Genomic DNA, 16,420 nt, shown 5'->3' with positions numbered 1-16,420 from the left:
GCGTTTTTTTTGGCTGGCTGGCTCAAGTCAGCTGCGCTTGGAGACCAGCGTCAGGATATCGTAGCTGGCCACCAGTTCGTCGTTCTGGTTCGTGACCTGGACGTCCCAGGCCACCACGCCCTGGCCGATGCCTTTGTCGTCCTTGCGGTTGCGGTCGACCTTGCGCTTGCAGGTGAGGCGGGCGCGGATGGTGTCGCCGATGCCGACCGGGGTGATGAAACGCAGGTTGTCCAGGCCGTAGTTGGCGAGCACCGGACCGGGCGCCGGGGAGACGAACAGACCCGCGGCCGCCGACAGCACGAAGTAGCCGTGCGCGATGCGTTTGCCGAACTGCGTGTCCTTCGCGGCGATGTCGTCGAAGTGCATGTAGAAGTAGTCGCCCGATACGCCGCCGAAGTTGACGATGTCCGCTTCGCTCACGGTGCGGCGGTGCGTCAGCAGCGAGTCGCCGACCTGCAGGTCTTCGAAGTATTTGCGGAAGGGGTGGATGTCGCTTTCGTTCACCGCCGCGCCGCGCACATACTCGCCGGTGATGGCGGCCAGCATGGTGGGCGAGCCCTGTACCGCCGCCCGCTGCAGGAAGTGCTTCACGGCGCGGATGCCGCCCAGCTCTTCGCCGCCGCCCGCTCTGCCCGGGCCGCCGTGCTTGAGCTGCGGCAGCGGCGAGCCGTGGCCCGTGGAGTCCACCGAGGCTTCGCGTTCCAGCACCAGCACGCGGCCATGGTGCGCGGCCGCCATCGGCACCGCGTAGGCCGCGGTCTTCGGATCTTTTGTTACCAGCGTGGACACCAGGCTGCCCTTGCCGCGCGCGGCCAGTGCCAGCGCTTCGTCGATGCCGTCATAAGTCATCATCGTGCTGACCGGACCGAAGGCCTCCACGTCGTGCACGGCGTCGTTGTCCATCGCGTTGCGGCACATGAGCAGCGTCGGCGCAAAGAAGGCGCCATCCGCCACGCCTTCGCCGATCAGTTTCAGGTCGCCATTGGCGCCGAAGACCAGTTCATTGCCGGCGGCGAGCCGCTCTACCTGCGCCGCCACGTCACGCTGCTGATCTTTCGATGCCAGCGCGCCCATGCGCACGCCTTCGATTGACGGGTCGCCCACCGATACCTTGGCGAGGCGCTCGCGCAGGCGCTCCGCCACGGCGTCAGCCTGCTGGCGCGGCACGATGATACGGCGGATGGCCGTACATTTCTGGCCGGCCTTGCCGGTCATTTCGCGTGCCACTTCTTTCACGAAGAGGTCGAATTCCGGATCGTCCGGCGTGACGTCAGGTGCGAGGATGGCGCAGTTCAGCGAGTCCGCTTCGGCGGTGAAGGGCACCGAGTTCGCGATCAGGTTGCGGTTGGCGCGCAGCTTGGCTGCCGTGTCGGCGGAACCGGTGAAGGTAACAGCGTCAGTGCCCGTCAGGCGGTCCAGCAGGTCGCCCGTGCTGCCGATCACCAGTTGCAGCGCGCCGTCCGGCAGCAGGCCGGAATCGTGCACCATGCGGATCAGCGCTTCCGTGAGGTAGCTGGTTGCCGTCGCGGGCTTGCCGATGCAGGGCATCGCAGCGAGGAAGCTTGGTGCGAACTTTTCCAGCAGCCCCCAGATCGGGAAGTTAAAGGCATTGATGTGCACCGCAATGCCGCCGCGCGGCACCAGGATGTGCGTGCCGGAGAAGCCGCCGCGTTTACCCAGCGGCATGGCCGGGCCTTCGTGCAGCACATTGGACGACGGCAGTTCGCGGCTGCCCATGCTGGCATAGGCGAACAGGGTGCCGATGCCGCCCTCCACGTCCACCCAGCTGTCGGCGCGCGTGGCGCCGGTCAGGTGGGAAATCTTGTACAGCTCCTCCTTGCGTTCCATCAGGTACAGCGCAAGCGCTTTCAGGCGCGCGGCGCGCTGCTGGAAGTCGAGCGCCATCAGCGATGGAATGCCGGTCTTGCGGCCATAGCTCACGGCTTCGGCGAAGTCGATCGATTCCGCGTGCGTGTGGTAGATCAGGCTATTCGTCAGGGCGCTGTGCAGCGGCGTGGCGGCTTCCTTGCCATGCCAGCGGCCGCCGATGAAGCTTTGCAGGGTTGCTACGTTGGACATCGTTGTCTCCAGGGTTCTTGCGTTATTCGGACGCTTTCTTGTGCAGGTGCAGCGGCAGTGCGCTATCCCATTGCATGCGCTGGCGGCCGGGCTCCACTTCAGCCAGGGCTTCCACTTCGCGCATGGTGGCCAGCGAGCGCTCGGCCAGTTCCTGATACTGCGCAGTGCCGGAACTCTTCCACTTGATTTCGTTGTCGCTGACCTCGCGCAGCACGCGAGCCGGTGTGCCGACCACCATGCTGCGCGGCGGAATCACCATATTGGCCTTCACAAAACTCATGGCGGCAACGATGCTTTCCGCGCCCACTACGGCGTTGTCCATCACCACGGCGTTCATGCCGACCAGCGCATTGCGGCCGATGCGGCAGCCATGCAGCACCGCGCCGTGGCCGATATGGCCATCCGCTTCGACCACCGTGTCGGAATCGGGGAAGCCATGCATTACGCAGCCATCCTGCACATTGCAGCCTTCTTCCAGGATCAGGCGCCCGAAGTCGCCACGCAGGGAGGCCAGTGGGCCAACATAGCATCGGGGGCCGACGATCACGTCGCCGATCAGCACCGCCGTGGGGTGCACATAGGCAGTGGGATGCACCACAGGGCGCACGCCGTTGATTTCATAAACCTTGACCATGGCTTCAGACCCGCTCGATCACCAGCGCAATGCCCTGGCCGACGCCGATGCACATGGTGCACAGCGCATAGCGGCCGCCGGTGCGTTCCAGCTGGTTCACCGCAGCCGTTACCAGCCGCGCGCCGGATGCGCCCAGCGGGTGGCCGATGGCGATGGCGCCGCCCGTCGGGTTCACATGCTGTGCGTCGTCAGGCAGGCCAAGGTCGCGCGTGACCGCGAGGCCTTGTGCCGCGAAAGCTTCGTTCAGCTCGATCACATCCATCTGCTCGATGCCAAGGCCCAGCTGGGCCAGCACCTTCTTCGAAGCCGGCGAAGGACCGAAGCCCATGATGCGCGGCGCCAGGCCGGCGGTGGCCATGCCCAGCACCTTGGCGCGTGGTTTCAGGCCGTAACGGTCGACTGCCGCGGCGGAAGCCAGCAGCACGGCGCAGGCGCCGTCATTCACGCCGGATGCATTGCCCGCCGTGACGGTGCCTTCCGGCTTTACCACCCCCTTCAGCTTTGCCAGCTGTTCCAGCGTGGTCTCCGGACGCGGGTGCTCGTCGGTGTCCACAATTTTCGGATCGCCTTTTTTCTGCGGGATGGTGACTGGCACAATCTCGGTGCTGAAGTGTCCCGCCGCATGGGCGGCGGCCCAGCGCTGCTGGCTGCGCAGCGCGAACGCATCCTGGTCCGCGCGGCTGATGTTGAATTCTTCGGCCACGTTCTCGGCGGTTTCGGGCATGCTGTCAATGCCGTACTTTGCCTTCATCAGCGGATTCACGAAGCGCCAGCCGATGGTGGTGTCCTCGATTTTGGCGGAGCGGGAGAAGGCGCTGTCTGCCTTGCCCATCACGAAGGGCGCGCGCGTCATGCTTTCAACGCCGCCCGCAATCACCAGTTGCGCTTCGCCAGACTTGATGGCGCGCGCGCCGATGCCGATGGCATCCAGGCTGGAGCCGCACAGCCGGTTGATGGTGTTGGCGGGCACCTCCACCGGCAGGCCGGCCAGCAGCGCCGCCATGCGGCCCACATTGCGGTTATCCTCACCGGCCTGGTTGGCGCAGCCGTAGTAGACGTCATCGACTTTCGACCAGTCCACGCCGGGATTGCGCTGCATGAGCGCGGCGATCGGCACGGCGGCCAGGTCGTCCGCCCGCACCTGGGCCAGCACGCCGCCGAAGCGGCCGAAGGGGGTGCGCACGGCGTCGCAGATGAATGCTTCGTTCATTGGTTCTTTTCCTTTATTTCGGGCGCTTGTCCAGCACGCGTTTGGCCTTGCCGGTCATGGTGCGTTCGATACTGTTCGCGGCCAGCAGCCGCACTTTGGTGCTCACGCCAACACAGGTTTTGATATGGTGTTCCAGCTCCCGCGCCAGCGCTTCGGTTTCATTCTCCGTGAGCTTGCCGGTCAGCTCGGGACGCAGTTCGCCGACCACATCCAGCTTGTCCAGGTGGCCGTCTCGCGTCACGATCAGCTGGTACTGCGGCGCGAGCTTCGGCATTTTCAGGATCAGTTCTTCGATCTGGGTCGGGAACACGTTCACGCCGCGGATGATGAGCATGTCGTCCGAACGGCCGGTGATCTTGTCCATGCGGCGCATGGAGCGCGAAGTCGGCGGCAGCAGGCGCGTGAGGTCGCGCGTGCGGTAGCGGATAACGGGCATCGCTTCCTTGGTGAGGGAAGTGAATACCAGTTCGCCTTCGGAGCCGTCCGGCAGCACCTCGCCCGTTTCGGGATCGATGATCTCCGGGTAGAAATGGTCTTCCCAGATGACCGGACCGTCCTTGCTCTCGATGCACTCGCTGGCGACGCCGGGCCCAATCACTTCGGAAAGGCCGTAGATGTCCACCGCATCGATGCCCGCGCGTTTTTCGATCTCGCTGCGCATGGCGCCGGTCCAGGGTTCGGCGCCGAAGATGCCGACCTTGAGCGACGATTCCGCCGCATCGAGACCCTGGCGCTGGAACTCTTCGATGATGTTCAGCATATAGGACGGCGTGACCATGATAATGGATGGCTTGAAGTCCTGGATCAGCTGCACCTGCTTTTCGGTCTGCCCGCCTGACATTGGGATAACCGTGCAGCCGAGGCGTTCCGCGCCGTAGTGTGCACCGAGTCCGCCCGTGAACAGGCCGTAGCCGTAGGAGATATGCACCATATCGCCGGTGCGCCCGCCCGCCGCGCGGATCGAGCGCGCCACCATATCGGCCCACATATTCACGTCGTTCTGCGTGTAGCCGACCACGGTGGCCTTGCCGGTGGTGCCGCTGGAAGCGTGGATACGCACCACCTTCTCGCGCGGCACGGCGAACAGGCCGAAGGGGTAGTTGTCGCGCAGCGTCTTCTTGTCGGTGAAGGGAAACTTCGCCAGGTCCGCCAGCGTTTTCAGGTCGTCCGGGTGAACGCCCTTCGCGTCGAAGGAAGCGCGGTAGTGCGGCACATTGTCATAGGCGTGGCGCAGCGACTTCCTGAGGCGCTCCAGTTGCAGCGCCTGCAGCTCATCGCGGCTGGCGCGCTCGATCGGTTCCAGGTCCGATGGAGCAGGACTTCTTTGGACCATTGCGGGTCTCCTCTCAGCTCTGGAGGGGCGCCACTTCGCCGCCGATCCGGTGCGATTTGCCCCGGAAGGTGGCGATCAGGCGGCCCTCCTGGTTCGTGACGTTGACGTCGTAGATGCCGGTCTTGCCGGCCAGCGCACGCTCGACCGCTTCGGCGGTGAGCATGTCGTCCTGGCGTCCGGGCGCCAGATAGTCGATGGTGCAGCCCGCACCCACAGTCACCACGTTGTGGCTGTTGCAGGCGAAGGCGAAGGCGCTGTCGGCCAGCGCGAAGATGAAGCCGCCGTGGCAGCTCAGGTGGCCGTTCAGCATGTCGGCGCGCACCTGCATCGTCATGCGCGCATAGCCGGGACGGATCTCAACCAGTTCCATGCCGAGTCCCTTGCTCGCCGTATCGCGTGCGAACATGGCCGCACCTGCGGCTTCGGCCAGGGCTTGCGCCGTCACCGGAATGCCTGCGTCATGCATGGATCTTCGCCCCGCTGGCCTGCTTGCGGCGCAGCAGCGGCGACACGCGGTAACGGTCCTCGCCGTAAGCCTGCGCCATATTGTCGAGGACTTTCACGATATGCTTCACACCCACCATGTCCGCCCAGGCCAGCGGGCCGCGCGGGTAGTTGACGCCCTTCTGCATCGCGGTATCGGCCGCCGCCGCGCTGCACACGCCCTGCTGCACAGCGTCCGCCGCCTCGTTGGCCAGCATGGCGACGGTGCGCATCACGGCCAGGCCCGGCACATCATCGAGGCGGGTGACAGTGAAGCCCGCGGCCTGGAACATGCCCACGGCGGCATCCACTGCGCGCGGATTGCACTGCTCCGCCGCGGCGATGGCGATACGCGGCGACGATGCCGCGTCGAATACCAGGTCATAGACCACCGTGTCCGGGTGGCGGTTGTCTGCGGCACGCTGGGTCGCGGTGCGGCCATCGGTAAGATAGATGGCGGCGCCATTGCAGTGGAATGCCGGCTCTTCTGCGTGCGAATGCCCTTCGGCCGACTTGCGGTTTGTGACGGCAATGCCGCGTGCCCGCAGGCGTTCCACCATGGGCTCGGTGAGTTTGCCGCTCATGCCCGGTTCGATGCTGTAGCCGATGTATTCCGGCTTCGGCTGAGGTGCTTCCGCTTTCGGCTGCGGCGCGGCGGCGCCTTCGCCATACTGGTAGAATCCGCGGCCCGCTTTACGGCCGAGGAAGCCCGCGTTCACCATTTCCTGCTGCAGCACGGACGGCGTGAAGCGCGGATCGTTGTAATAGGCGCTGAATACGGATTGGGTGACGGAGAAATTCACGTCATGCCCGATCAGGTCCATCAGCTCGAATGGCCCCATGCGGAAGCCGCCGGCCTCGCGCATCACGGCGTCGATGGTGGCGGCATCGGCGGCCTGCTCGTTCAGCAGGCGCCATCCTTCGGCATAGTAAGGGCGTGCCACGCGGTTCACGATGAAACCCGGGGTGGATTTGGCATGCACCGGGCTCTTGCCCCAGGCGGCAGCCGTATCGTAGACCGTCTGCGCAACGGCGGGATCGGTGGCAAGGCCGCTCACCACTTCCACCAGCGCCATCAGCGGCACCGGATTGAAAAAGTGCATGCCTGCCAGGCGTTGCGGCCGGCGCAGCTTCGCGGCTATCGCCGTCACGGAAATGGAGGAGGTGTTGGTGGCAAGTATGGCGTCATCCGACACAATGCCTTCCAGGTCGCCGAACAGCGAACGCTTGACGTCGAGATTTTCGGCGACGGCCTCCACCACCAGCGCGGCATCGGCCACATCGCCCAGGCCGGACACCCCGTGCAGCCGGGCACGCGCCGCATCCGCGTCGGCGGCGCTCATCTTGCCCTTCTCCACCAGCTTGCCGAACACCGCGCCGATATCGGCAATGGCCTTGCTCACCGCTTCAGGGCGCATATCGAACAGCTTGACCTGATACCCGGCCACCGCTGCTACCTGTGCGATACCGGAACCCATGGCGCCGCTGCCAATGACGGCGACAACACTTCCCTGTGCGATAGCTGCCATGCCTTACTCTCCTTTGAATTGAGGTGCGCGTTTGGCGATGAAGGCGTCCACGCCTTCACGGTAGTCGTGGCTGTTGCCCAGCTCACGCATCATCTGCCCTTCCAGCTTCAGCTGGTCCTCCAGGGTGTTGCCGTAGCTGAGCTGGAAGGCTTTCTTGGTGAAGGCAAGTCCCTTGGTGGGCGCAGTGGCGAAATGACGGGCCATGGCCAGCGCCTCGTTCATCAGTTCTTCGTCCGGCACGGCCTTCCAGATCAGACCCCACTGCTCGGCGCGTTCGGCGCTCAGCTTCTCGCCCAGCATGGCGAGACCGGTGGCGCGCGCGTGGCCGATAAGGCGCGGCAGGATCCAGGTGCCGCCGGTATCCGGAATCAGGCCCAGTTTGCAGAACACTTCCACGAAGCTGGCCGATTTGGCGGCGAGCACAATGTCTGCCGCCAGCGCAAGGTTGGCGCCGGCGCCGGCCGCAACGCCGTTCACGGCGCAGATGACGGGCATGGGCAGGTCGCGCAGCGCCAGCACCAGCGGCGCGTAGAACTTCTCGACGGAGTCGCCGAGATCGACGCCTTTCGCGCCCGGCTCCACCGCGCGGTCGGACAAGTCCTGGCCCGCGCAGAAGCCGCGGCCCGCACCGGTCAGCACCAGCACGCGCACCGTCCTATCGGCGCGCAGCTGGGCCAGCGCTTCGCGCACTTCCAGGTGCATGGCCTGGGTGAAGCTGTTCAGCTTGTCCGGGCGGTTCAGCGTCAGCTGCGCTACGCCTTCCGTGATTTCAAACAGAATGTTCTCGAAAGCCATATCGTCTCCGTAATATTTCCTAATTGGGGTCAGACCCTGATCTTATTCGGCCTGGTCGAAGTCGATCACAACTTTGTCTGTTGCGGGGAAGCTCTGGCAAGATAAAACAAATCCGCGCGCGATTTCGTAGTCTTCCAGGGCGTAGTTCACGTCCATATCCACCTTGCCTTCAATGACCTTGCAGCGGCAGGTGGAGCACACGCCGCCCTTGCACGAATAGCGCATTTCAAGGCCGGCCTTCAGGCCTGCGTCGAGGATGGATTCCTTTTCCTTGTCCATCGTGAAGGTGGCGGCATTGCCGTCGAGGATAACGGTGACTTCGGTCTGCTGCGATGCGCCATCGGCTTGCGGGCGCGGCTTGTGCTGGTGCTTCGGAATGCTGGCGGCGAACAGCTCGATCTTGATGTTCGATTTCGGCATGCCTGCTTCCTGCAGCGCTTCCGATACGCCGTGCATCATGTCTTCCGGGCCGCAGATGAAGGCGATGTCGTAGTCTTCGATATCGATCCAGTGCTGCAGCAGCTGCTGCGTTTTTTCCTTGGTGATGCGGCCATTGAACAGTTCAATGTCCTGCTGCTCCCGGCTCATCACGTACACGATGTTCAGGCGCTCAAGGTAGCTATCCTTCAGTTCCATCAGTTCATTCTTGAAGATGACCGACGATGAAGCGCGGTTGCCGTAGAAGAGCGTGAATTTGCTGCGCGGCTCGGTGAGCAGCGTGGTCTTGATGATCGACAGCACCGGCGTGATGCCGCTGCCTGCCGCAAACGCCAGGTAGTTGCGCTGTTGCTCGGCCGCCAGCGGCACGTTGAAGTGGCCCATGGGCGGCATGACTTCAATCGTGGCGCCGGGCTTCAGCGTGTCGTTCGCCCAGGTGGAAAAGGCGCCGCCCTGCGTGCGCTTGATGGCCACGCGCAGCGCGCCGTCCTGCACCGCCGAACAGATGGAATACGAGCGGCGCAGGTCTTCGTCGTTGACCATGGCGCGCAGCGTAAGGTGCTGGCCCTGCTGGTACTTGAAGCTGTCCTGCAGTTCCGGGGGCACGGCGAAAGTAACGGCGATGCAGTCACGCGTTTCCTTGTGCACCTTGGCGACGGACAGGGGATAGAATTTGCTCATGGTGTTCAGTGGCACTTGAAGTAGTCGAAGGGCTCGCGGCAGTCCAGGCACTTGTAGAGGGCCTTGCAGGGCGTGGAGCCGAACTGGCTGGTGAGTTCCGTATGATGCGATCCGCAGTTCGGGCAGGCCACACCCGGCATTTCGAGCCTGCCGGGGCCGCGCTCCGTTGCGCCGCCGCGCAGGCCGCTGATGTCGATGACCTTCTGCGCGGGCGGCGCGATGCCGTAGCCCTGCAGCTTGGCCTTGCCGGATTCGCTCATCCAGTCCGTGGTCCATGCGGGCGAGAGCTGGGTGACGATGCGCGCGTCCGGCACGCCATGCGCGGCCAGGGCGTCCTTCACCGCATCGGCGATCACTTGCATGGCGGGGCAGCCGGAATAGGTTGGGGTGATGGTGACGGTGCAGCCGCCGGCATCGAATTCCACATTGCGCACGATGCCGAGGTCCACCACCGAAATCACGGGGATTTCGGGGTCGGGGACCTCTGCCAGCAGCGCCCAGACCTCGTCGGCGCTCCTGGGTTGCCGCCTGCGCGGCAACGACGAAGGCGCGGCTTGCATGCTTACCACTCCGCGCCGGGGTAGGCGCGCTGCAGGAACTGCATCTCGGCCAGCAGGTAGCCCAGGTGCTCGCTGTGGCGGCCTTGCTTGCCGCCCTTCTGCATCCAGGCATCCACCGGGGGCATGGTCAGCGTGGCTTCCCCGAAGATGTCGGCAACGTGGTCGAACCATTGCTGGCGCAGCGGCGCGGCAGCCGGCGCCACCCCTGCCGCCACCATCGCTTCGTCCGTTTCGTCGTAGTTGAAGACTTCGCCGCTGTACATCCACAACTCGTTCGCTGCCGTCTGCGCATAGGCATGGCTGGTGTCCGTGCCATCGCCGAGGCGCACGACCAGGTCGCCGCTGCGGCGCAGGTGGTAAGTCACCTCCTTGAGCGACTTCTCCGCGATTTCCGCAATGCGCGCGTCGGACGATCTGGTGAGCGCACCGATCTGGAAGTAATGCCAGGTATCGAAGAAGAACTGGCGCATCATAGTGTCGGCATAGTTCCCGTTCGGCTGCTCCACCAGCAGCACATTGCGGAAGTCGTGTGCATCGCGCAGGTAAGCCAGCTGGTCTTCGTCGCGGCCCTTGCCTTCCAGTTCGCCCGCATAGGTGAACCACATGCGCGCCTGGCCCAGCAGGTCGAGCGCCACATTGGTGAGCGCCATATCTTCTTCCAGCGCCGGACCCTTGCCGCACAGCTCGGACAGGCGCTGGCTCAGCACCAGTGCGTTGTCCCCAAGGCGCAGCAGGTAATTGACTTTGTGATCCATGGCGTCCGCCTTACAGGTTCTTCACTTCTTCCGGCATCGGGAAGAAAGTCGGATGGCGGTATACCTTGCTGTTGGACGGCTCGAACAGCGCGCCTTTGTCCGCAGGGCTGCTGGCGACGATATCGGCCGCGCGCACCACCCAGATGCTCACGCCTTCGTTGCGGCGCGTGTAGACGTCACGCGCGTTATTGATCGCCATTTCCGCATCCGGCGCATGCAGGCTGCCCACGTGCTTGTGGGCCAGGCCGTGCTGGCTGCGGATGAACACTTCCCACAGTGGCCATTCCTTGCTCATTCTTGTCTCCTCAGGCCGCAGCCTTCTTTGCTTGTTTTTTCTCTGCGTGCGCCACCAGCGCATCGCGGAACCATTCGCCGTCGTCCCAGGCTTTCACGCGGGTGCGCAGGCGCTCGCGGTTGCAGGGGCCGTTGCCCTTCAGGACGTTGTGGAATTCGGACCAGTCGATTTCGCCGAAATCGTAGCTGCCGCGCTCCGCGTTCCATTTCAGGTCGGGGTCGGGAATGGTCAGGCCCAGGAATTCGGCTTGCGGCACGGTCTGGTCCACCATGCGCTGGCGCAGTTCGTCGTTCGAGAACAGCTTGATGCGCCATTTGCTGGACTGCGCGCTGTTGACCGAGTCGGCATCGGATGGGCCGAACATCATCAGCGACGGCCACCACCAGCGGTTCAGCGCGTCCTGCGCCATCGCCTTCTGTTCCGGTGTGCCTTTGGCGAGCGCCATCATGATGTCGTAGCCCTGGCGCGCGTGGAAGGATTCTTCCTTGCAGACGCGGATCATGGCGCGCGAGTACGGGCCATAGGAGCAGCGGCACAGGGGAATCTGGTTGATGATGGCCGAGCCGTCCACCAGCCAGCCGATGGCGCCCATGTCGGCCCAGCTCAGGGTTGGGTAGTTGAAGATGCTCGAATACTTGGCCTTGCCCGAATGGAGGGCGGCCAGCAGCTCGTCGCGCGAGACGCCCAACGTTTCGGCGGCGCTGTAGAGGTAAAGGCCGTGGCCCGCTTCATCCTGGATCTTGGCGAGCAGGATGGACTTGCGCTTCAGGGTCGGAGCGCGCGTCACCCAATTACCCTCAGGCAACTGGCCGACGATTTCCGAGTGGGCGTGCTGCGAGATCTGGCGGATCAAGGTTTTGCGGTAGGCCTCGGGCATCCAGTCTTTTGCTTCGATCTTGATGCCGGCGTCGATCCGCGCCTGGAAGGCGCGTTCTTCCTCGCTCATGTCATCGACGGTACGGACGTTTTTCAGTCCGGTCTCCACCATTTGTGCGTACATGGCTTGTCTCCAATCTGGTATCAGTCCATCATACGATACAAAATCTTGTTTGACTACGGTTTTTTTGTGTCATATAAAAAATCCGTATCCCTTGCCTTGAGCTGGGTAAAATACTATCCATGCAGAAAATCAACTCCCTTGACGGCTGGATCGCCGCCTTCCTGGCTGCGGAACCGCCCCGCTCGAAGTCGCTCGTCATGACGATTTTTGGCGACGCCATTGCGCCGCACGGTGGCGAAGCATGGCTGGGCAGCCTGATCGAGCTGCTTGAACCGTTCGGCGTGAATGACCGGCTGCTGCGGACTTCCGTATTCCGGCTGGCGCAGGAGGGCTGGCTGGGATCGCAGCGCGACGGCCGCCGCAGTTCCTACGCGATCACGCCGGAAGCGATGCGCCGTTTCACGCGCGCCTTCCGCCGCGTGTACGCGCCCTTGAACCTGCACTGGGACGGCAGCTGGACGCTGGTGCTCGGTGCGAACAGCCTCTCTGCCGCCGAGCGCACCGCGCTGCGCAAGGAACTGCTGTGGGAGGGCTACAGCATGATCGCGCCGGGCATCGCGTCCCATCCGGCAGGCGATGCGGAGGCGCTGGATGCGCTGCTGGGCCGCACGGGCATGCGCGGCAAGGTATATGTGGTCCAGGCGGCGCAACTGCCCGGTGTGGAAAGCAAGCCGCTGTCGGACCTGGTGGCCGAGGGATGGGATCTGTCCGAAGTGATTGAGGGCTACGAGCGCTTCGTGGCCCGCTTCTCGCCGCTGCTTGCGCTGCTGGCGGCGGAGACCCCGAACCCGCAACAGGCCTTCATGCTGCGCACGCTGGTGATTCACGCCTACCGCCGGGTGCAGCTGCACGATCCGCAGTTGCCGATCGAACTGCTGCCGACGCCGTGGCCGGGCACTGTGGCCTACGAACTGGCGCGCGAGCTGTACCAGCGCACGCACCGTGCCTCATCGGAGCACATCCTCGCCGCCCTCCAGCGCGAAGCCCCTTTCACGCCGCCGTCCGGCGCCAGCTTCCTCACCCGTTTTGGCGGCCTGCACTAAGCCAGTTCAGCGTGCGATCAGCGGGAAATCCGCGGGGTTTCTGATCGAGGAAAGCGAGAGGTCGACATCAAGCGCTGGCCAATAGAAGTGCTCACGGCCGGTCAACCTGACATCCTCGATTTGAACCGCGCTAAGGCCCCTGAACCATGGGAAGTCTGCAAATGCTAAGGGAACGGTATCGCCTCCGATCTGCAGAATACAGCCATGCATATTCAACTCAAGGACTTTGATCGCCGAAGTGCTTAACCCAACCATCTTCGGTCTCCTTACGATGAAGCCTCGCTCGCGTGGAACAGTGTCGGTGTCATATTCTACTCCCGCGCCAAAATCGCGAAAGTAGCAGCGCCCCAGTGCCATGCTATTGCGGTAGCTCAGCAAATCATCTCAGCGGCGGCTGGCGGAGATGAGGTAGTTCTGCATGGTGGCTTCAGCGACGGAGGCCCACTGGTTCTGGTCCTGGCGGAACCTCTTCCAGGGCTCGTAGATCTTCTTGAACTTGGCGTTCTTCGCGGCCTCTTCTTCCATCACGGCCTGGGAATGCTTCCAGGCTGCGTCCATCACGTCTTTGGAGAAGTTGTGCAGTTTGGCCCCGTTCTTGATCAGGCGGGCCAGTGCGGCGGGGTTCTTCGCGTCGTAGTCGGCCTGCATGGCGACGTGGCACTCGTAGCTCGCGGCTTCAATCGCGGCCTGGTATTCCTTGGGCAGCTTTTCCCATTCCTTGATGTTGATGTACAAGGACAGCTGCGGACCCGCCTCCCACCAGCCCGGCGAATAATAGTGCGGCGCCACGCGCGCGAGGCCGAGTTTTTCGTCGTCGTACGGACCAACCCATTCGGCGGCGTCGATAGTGCCTTTTTCCAGCGCGGCATATACATCGCCAGCGGGAATCTGCTGCGGCACCACGCCCATGCGCTCCATCACACGGCCCGCGAAACCGGCCACACGCATCTTCAAGCCCTGCATGTCCTTCACGGACTTGATCTCCTTGCGGTACCAGCCGCCCATCTGCGTGCCCGTGTTCCCGCCGAAGAAGTTGATGATGCCGTAGCCTTTGTAGAACTCGCGCAGCAGCTCGCGGCCGCCACCCTGGTCGAACCATGCGGTCTGCTGGCGCGAAGTCAGGCCGAAGGGCACCGCGCAGTCGAAGGCGAAGGTGGGATCCTTGCCGAAGTAGTAGTAGGCAGGCGTGTGGCCGATTTCCACGGTGCCGTTCTGCACGGAGTCCATTACCTGCAGGCCGGGGACAATTTCGCCTGCCGCGAACTGGCGGATCACGAATTTGCCGCCGGTGAGCTGGGCCACGCGCTTCACGAACTGCTCGGCCGAACCGTAGATCGTATCCAGCGTTTTGGGGAAGCTGCTTGCCAGCCGCCAGTTGACGGTTGGATGCGTTTGCGCCAGTGCGGGAGCGGCCAGCGTGGCGGCGCCTGCGCCGGCGGCGGTTTTCTTCAGGAAGGAACGGCGTTGCATCGGCGGGTCTCCTCGTAGTTAATCAGGGTCTGTCCCCAATTAAGAAAATGTTGCTGCATTGTAGCTTTGGTGCGGCGCAAAGTGCGGACCGGACGCAAAGCCGCTATCATGTCGCCTCTGCGCTACGGCGCATCCGTTTATTTTTACAGGACACACAATGTCTATCAAGATCAGCAGCCAGTTCGACGCTGGCGCCATCGATGTGGTCAGCGTTACCAGCGCCGGCGATATCGACCTCAATATCCGCAAGGATAACGCCGCCGATATCATCCAGTGGTTCTACTTCCGCGTGCAGGGCGCGCAGGCCGTGCCGCTGACGATCCGCTTCCTGAACGCAGGCAAAGCCACTTACGCGGAGGGCTGGAAGGACTACCAGGCCGTCGCCAGCTACGACCGCGACACCTGGTTCCGCGTTCCTACCAGCTTCGATGGCGAAGTGATGACCATCGAGCACGCGCCTGAATTCGACAGCGTGTACTACGCCTACTTCGAGCCCTATTCGTGGGAGCGACACCTGTCGCTGCTGGACAGCGCGCAGCTGTCGCCACTGACCCAGCTCGTGGACCTGGGCAGCACCATCGATGGCCGCGACATGAACATGCTGATCGTCGGCGATCCTGAAGCGGAGAAGAAGGTATGGGTCATCGCACGCCAGCATCCGGGCGAAACGATGGCCGAATGGTTCGTTGAGGGCATGCTGGAAGCGCTGCTCGACCCGGCCGATCCTTTCGCCAGCCAGTGCCTGAAAGAGGCTGTGTTCTACGTGGTGCCGAACATGAACCCCGACGGCTCCGTGCGCGGCAACCTGCGCACCAATGCCGCCGGCGCGAACCTGAATCGCGAATGGAATACGCCAACCATGGAACGCAGCCCTGAAGTCTTCCTCGTGAAGGAGAAGATGAAGGAAATCGGCTGCGACCTGTTCCTCGATATCCACGGCGACGAAGGCCTGCCTTATGTCTTTGTTGCGGGCAGCGACTCGCTGGAGAACTTCACCAAGGAACAGAAGGCCGAGCAAGACTGCTTCATCGCCGACTTCAAGATTGCGAGCCCTGACTTCCAGAGCGAGTTCGGTTATCCGGACGCGCCTTATACGCCGGAAGTGCTGACCATGGGTTCCCCGCACATCACTCACCTCTTCGGCTGCCTGTCGCTGACGCTGGAGATGCCGTTCAAGGACAACGCGAACGACCCGGATGAAGTGAATGGCTGGAACGGCGCGCGCAGCGCCAAGCTGGGCGCCGCCATCCTGCAGCCGGTGCTGCAGAAACTGCGCCGCGGCTGAAGCCATCGTTGACGCGGCTACTCCCCTGGGTTCCCCGCATGCGCGGGGACGACTAGCGCATCAGGCCCTGGAAGGCTTTCGGCATCCAGGGCCGCGCGGCAAGCAGGAAGGTCAGCGAGTGGCGCTGGTCGTAAGGCAGCCGCGCATCGTCCTGGTGCTGTTGCGAGAATTCGTCCGCCACCTGGCGCAGCCGGTCGAGCAGCGCCCGCGTGGATGACGGCGACAGCATCACACTCACCAATTGCAGCAGTTCCTGCTGCGCCTTGAATTCACTGTCAAGAAAATCGCTGAAGGCCTCCGTCCGGAAGTAGGTCTGGATCGGGCCATTGGGAATCCAGCTGAAGGTGCGCGCCACCAGCAGGCGGTATTTATTGTTCGGCCGGAGTATCAGGAAGCCGATGCGGTCCAGGCGCAGCAGGTAGCCCAGGGCCTGCGCCTCCGTCAGCTTGTAGGTCGCCACGATGTGCTCCAGCGGTATCAGGTTCAGCGCTGCTACCGCCACCACCAGCAGGCGCTTGTCGCCGATGATCTCTTCCTCCTGCGCCAGCGTGAGCTGGGTGATGAGCTGCGGCGCATCCGTGGCGGCCTGCGCCAGCTCCATGAAGTCCATGCCGACTGCGGCCAGCACCTGCTCCAGCCGCTCCAGTGAAAAACTCCTGAGCGCGAAAGTGCGCTTTACGCTCGCTTCCGAAATGCCGAGGCGCTGCGCCAGCTCGGCGTAGGTGATGCCTTTGGCTTTCAGCTCGCGTTTCAGGGCATCGATTAGTTGGGCAGTCGTCGACATATCGACGCGATAGTATCATTTTTTGATACTTAACCATCAAAACATT

At 63.5% G+C, this 16,420-nt stretch carries 17 protein-coding genes; 2 read left to right on the top strand and 15 right to left on the bottom strand.

Annotation, left to right across the window (positions count from 1 at the left end; all coding sequences use genetic code 11):
* Nucleotides 1-27: 27 nt before the first annotated feature.
* Genes paaZ through paaA form a run of 12 tightly spaced genes read right to left on the bottom strand, consistent with a single transcriptional unit; the run spans nucleotide 28 to nucleotide 11,792 of the window.
* The gene (paaZ, locus tag ACJRPG_RS00465; RefSeq protein ID WP_407998069.1) at nucleotides 28-2,079 is read right to left on the bottom strand and encodes a phenylacetic acid degradation bifunctional protein PaaZ; all 2,052 of its coding nucleotides are present in this window, start codon (nucleotides 2,077-2,079) and stop codon (nucleotides 28-30) included.
* A 22-nt stretch (nucleotides 2,080-2,101) separates the two neighbouring features.
* A complete protein-coding gene (gene paaY, locus ACJRPG_RS00460; RefSeq protein WP_407998068.1) occupies nucleotides 2,102-2,713 on the bottom strand; it encodes a phenylacetic acid degradation protein PaaY in 612 nt (203 codons plus the stop codon).
* A gap of 4 nt (nucleotides 2,714-2,717) precedes the next feature.
* Nucleotides 2,718-3,923, bottom strand: a complete 1,206-nt coding sequence (gene pcaF / locus ACJRPG_RS00455; protein ID WP_407998067.1) for a 3-oxoadipyl-CoA thiolase — start codon at nucleotides 3,921-3,923, stop codon at nucleotides 2,718-2,720.
* A 13-nt stretch (nucleotides 3,924-3,936) separates the two neighbouring features.
* Nucleotides 3,937-5,256, bottom strand: a complete 1,320-nt coding sequence (paaK, locus tag ACJRPG_RS00450; RefSeq protein ID WP_407998066.1) for a phenylacetate--CoA ligase PaaK — start codon at nucleotides 5,254-5,256, stop codon at nucleotides 3,937-3,939.
* 13 nt (nucleotides 5,257-5,269) lie between these two features.
* Nucleotides 5,270-5,722 carry a hydroxyphenylacetyl-CoA thioesterase PaaI gene (paaI, locus tag ACJRPG_RS00445; RefSeq protein WP_407998065.1) on the bottom strand — a complete coding sequence of 151 codons (453 nt, stop codon included), beginning with the start codon at nucleotides 5,720-5,722 and terminating at the stop codon, nucleotides 5,270-5,272.
* Nucleotides 5,715-7,268: a 3-hydroxyacyl-CoA dehydrogenase PaaH gene (gene paaH, locus ACJRPG_RS00440; protein ID WP_407998064.1), complete on the bottom strand. Its 1,554-nt coding sequence runs from the start codon at nucleotides 7,266-7,268 to the stop codon at nucleotides 5,715-5,717. The genes paaI and paaH overlap by 8 nt, the downstream gene beginning before the upstream one ends.
* A 3-nt stretch (nucleotides 7,269-7,271) precedes the next feature.
* The gene (gene paaG, locus ACJRPG_RS00435) at nucleotides 7,272-8,063 is read right to left on the bottom strand and encodes a 2-(1,2-epoxy-1,2-dihydrophenyl)acetyl-CoA isomerase PaaG (protein WP_407998063.1); all 792 of its coding nucleotides are present in this window, start codon (nucleotides 8,061-8,063) and stop codon (nucleotides 7,272-7,274) included.
* A gap of 42 nt (nucleotides 8,064-8,105) precedes the next feature.
* Complete coding sequence (gene paaE / locus ACJRPG_RS00430; protein WP_407998062.1) at nucleotides 8,106-9,182, bottom strand: 1,2-phenylacetyl-CoA epoxidase subunit PaaE; 1,077 nt, start codon at nucleotides 9,180-9,182, stop codon at nucleotides 8,106-8,108.
* A 5-nt stretch (nucleotides 9,183-9,187) separates the two neighbouring features.
* On the bottom strand, nucleotides 9,188-9,742 hold the full coding sequence (paaD, locus tag ACJRPG_RS00425) for a 1,2-phenylacetyl-CoA epoxidase subunit PaaD (RefSeq protein WP_407998061.1): 555 nt from the start codon (nucleotides 9,740-9,742) through the stop codon (nucleotides 9,188-9,190).
* Between the two features lie 2 nt (nucleotides 9,743-9,744).
* Nucleotides 9,745-10,497: a 1,2-phenylacetyl-CoA epoxidase subunit PaaC gene (paaC, locus tag ACJRPG_RS00420; RefSeq protein ID WP_407998060.1), complete on the bottom strand. Its 753-nt coding sequence runs from the start codon at nucleotides 10,495-10,497 to the stop codon at nucleotides 9,745-9,747.
* Nucleotides 10,498-10,507: 10 nt separating this feature from the next.
* A complete protein-coding gene (gene paaB / locus ACJRPG_RS00415; RefSeq protein ID WP_231766605.1) occupies nucleotides 10,508-10,792 on the bottom strand; it encodes a 1,2-phenylacetyl-CoA epoxidase subunit PaaB in 285 nt (94 codons plus the stop codon).
* 10 nt (nucleotides 10,793-10,802) lie between these two features.
* Nucleotides 10,803-11,792 carry a 1,2-phenylacetyl-CoA epoxidase subunit PaaA gene (paaA, locus tag ACJRPG_RS00410; protein ID WP_407998059.1) on the bottom strand — a complete coding sequence of 330 codons (990 nt, stop codon included), beginning with the start codon at nucleotides 11,790-11,792 and terminating at the stop codon, nucleotides 10,803-10,805.
* Between the two features lie 119 nt (nucleotides 11,793-11,911).
* On the opposite strand from paaA, the gene paaX reads away from it, so the two are divergent.
* Nucleotides 11,912-12,835: a phenylacetic acid degradation operon negative regulatory protein PaaX gene (gene paaX / locus ACJRPG_RS00405; RefSeq protein ID WP_407998058.1), complete on the top strand. Its 924-nt coding sequence runs from the start codon at nucleotides 11,912-11,914 to the stop codon at nucleotides 12,833-12,835.
* 6 nt (nucleotides 12,836-12,841) lie between these two features.
* On the opposite strand, the gene ACJRPG_RS00400 is transcribed toward paaX, so the two are convergent.
* Both ACJRPG_RS00400 and ACJRPG_RS00395 read right to left on the bottom strand, forming a co-directional pair.
* Nucleotides 12,842-13,213 (bottom strand): DUF2442 domain-containing protein, encoded by a 372-nt coding sequence (locus ACJRPG_RS00400; protein WP_407998057.1) that lies wholly within the window; start codon nucleotides 13,211-13,213, stop codon nucleotides 12,842-12,844.
* 6 nt (nucleotides 13,214-13,219) lie between these two features.
* Nucleotides 13,220-14,305, bottom strand: coding sequence for a TRAP transporter substrate-binding protein (locus ACJRPG_RS00395; RefSeq protein ID WP_407998056.1), 1,086 nt, complete (start codon nucleotides 14,303-14,305; stop codon nucleotides 13,220-13,222).
* A gap of 157 nt (nucleotides 14,306-14,462) precedes the next feature.
* Between ACJRPG_RS00395 and ACJRPG_RS00390 the strand changes: the two genes are divergently transcribed.
* The gene (locus ACJRPG_RS00390) at nucleotides 14,463-15,590 is read left to right on the top strand and encodes a M14 family metallopeptidase (RefSeq protein WP_407998055.1); all 1,128 of its coding nucleotides are present in this window, start codon (nucleotides 14,463-14,465) and stop codon (nucleotides 15,588-15,590) included.
* A 52-nt stretch (nucleotides 15,591-15,642) separates the two neighbouring features.
* Here the strand turns inward: ACJRPG_RS00390 and ACJRPG_RS00385 are convergent, their stop codons facing one another.
* Nucleotides 15,643-16,374, bottom strand: a complete 732-nt coding sequence (locus ACJRPG_RS00385) for a helix-turn-helix domain-containing protein (RefSeq protein ID WP_407998054.1) — start codon at nucleotides 16,372-16,374, stop codon at nucleotides 15,643-15,645.
* Nucleotides 16,375-16,420: the final 46 nt, after the last annotated feature.

The organism is Pseudoduganella rhizocola (assembly GCF_045984285.3).
GTDB lineage: Bacteria > Pseudomonadota > Gammaproteobacteria > Burkholderiales > Burkholderiaceae_D > Rugamonas.
Note: the sequence above shows the minus strand (reverse complement) of the source record. Positions and strands in the feature narration are given on the sequence as shown.

Bases quoted from the DNA above. Each gene is read 5' to 3' on its own strand.
- paaI (WP_407998065.1), bottom strand. From the start codon at position 5,722: ATGCATGACGCAGGCATTCCGGTGACGGCGCAAGCCCTGGCCGAAGCC.
- paaK (WP_407998066.1), bottom strand. From the start codon at position 5,256: ATGGTCCAAAGAAGTCCTGCTCCATCGGACCTGGAACCGATCGAGCGC.
- paaH (WP_407998064.1), bottom strand. From the start codon at position 7,268: ATGGCAGCTATCGCACAGGGAAGTGTTGTCGCCGTCATTGGCAGCGGC.
- paaA (WP_407998059.1), bottom strand. From the start codon at position 11,792: ATGTACGCACAAATGGTGGAGACCGGACTGAAAAACGTCCGTACCGTC.
- paaC (WP_407998060.1), bottom strand. From the start codon at position 10,497: ATGGATCACAAAGTCAATTACCTGCTGCGCCTTGGGGACAACGCACTG.
- pcaF (WP_407998067.1), bottom strand. From the start codon at position 3,923: ATGAACGAAGCATTCATCTGCGACGCCGTGCGCACCCCCTTCGGCCGC.
- paaB (WP_231766605.1), bottom strand. From the start codon at position 10,792: ATGAGCAAGGAATGGCCACTGTGGGAAGTGTTCATCCGCAGCCAGCAC.
- ACJRPG_RS00390 (WP_407998055.1), top strand. From the start codon at position 14,463: ATGTCTATCAAGATCAGCAGCCAGTTCGACGCTGGCGCCATCGATGTG.
- paaY (WP_407998068.1), bottom strand. From the start codon at position 2,713: ATGGTCAAGGTTTATGAAATCAACGGCGTGCGCCCTGTGGTGCATCCC.
- paaX (WP_407998058.1), top strand. From the start codon at position 11,912: ATGCAGAAAATCAACTCCCTTGACGGCTGGATCGCCGCCTTCCTGGCT.
- paaD (WP_407998061.1), bottom strand. From the start codon at position 9,742: ATGCAAGCCGCGCCTTCGTCGTTGCCGCGCAGGCGGCAACCCAGGAGC.
- paaE (WP_407998062.1), bottom strand. From the start codon at position 9,182: ATGAGCAAATTCTATCCCCTGTCCGTCGCCAAGGTGCACAAGGAAACG.
- ACJRPG_RS00385 (WP_407998054.1), bottom strand. From the start codon at position 16,374: ATGTCGACGACTGCCCAACTAATCGATGCCCTGAAACGCGAGCTGAAA.
- paaG (WP_407998063.1), bottom strand. From the start codon at position 8,063: ATGGCTTTCGAGAACATTCTGTTTGAAATCACGGAAGGCGTAGCGCAG.
- paaZ (WP_407998069.1), bottom strand. From the start codon at position 2,079: ATGTCCAACGTAGCAACCCTGCAAAGCTTCATCGGCGGCCGCTGGCAT.
- ACJRPG_RS00395 (WP_407998056.1), bottom strand. From the start codon at position 14,305: ATGCAACGCCGTTCCTTCCTGAAGAAAACCGCCGCCGGCGCAGGCGCC.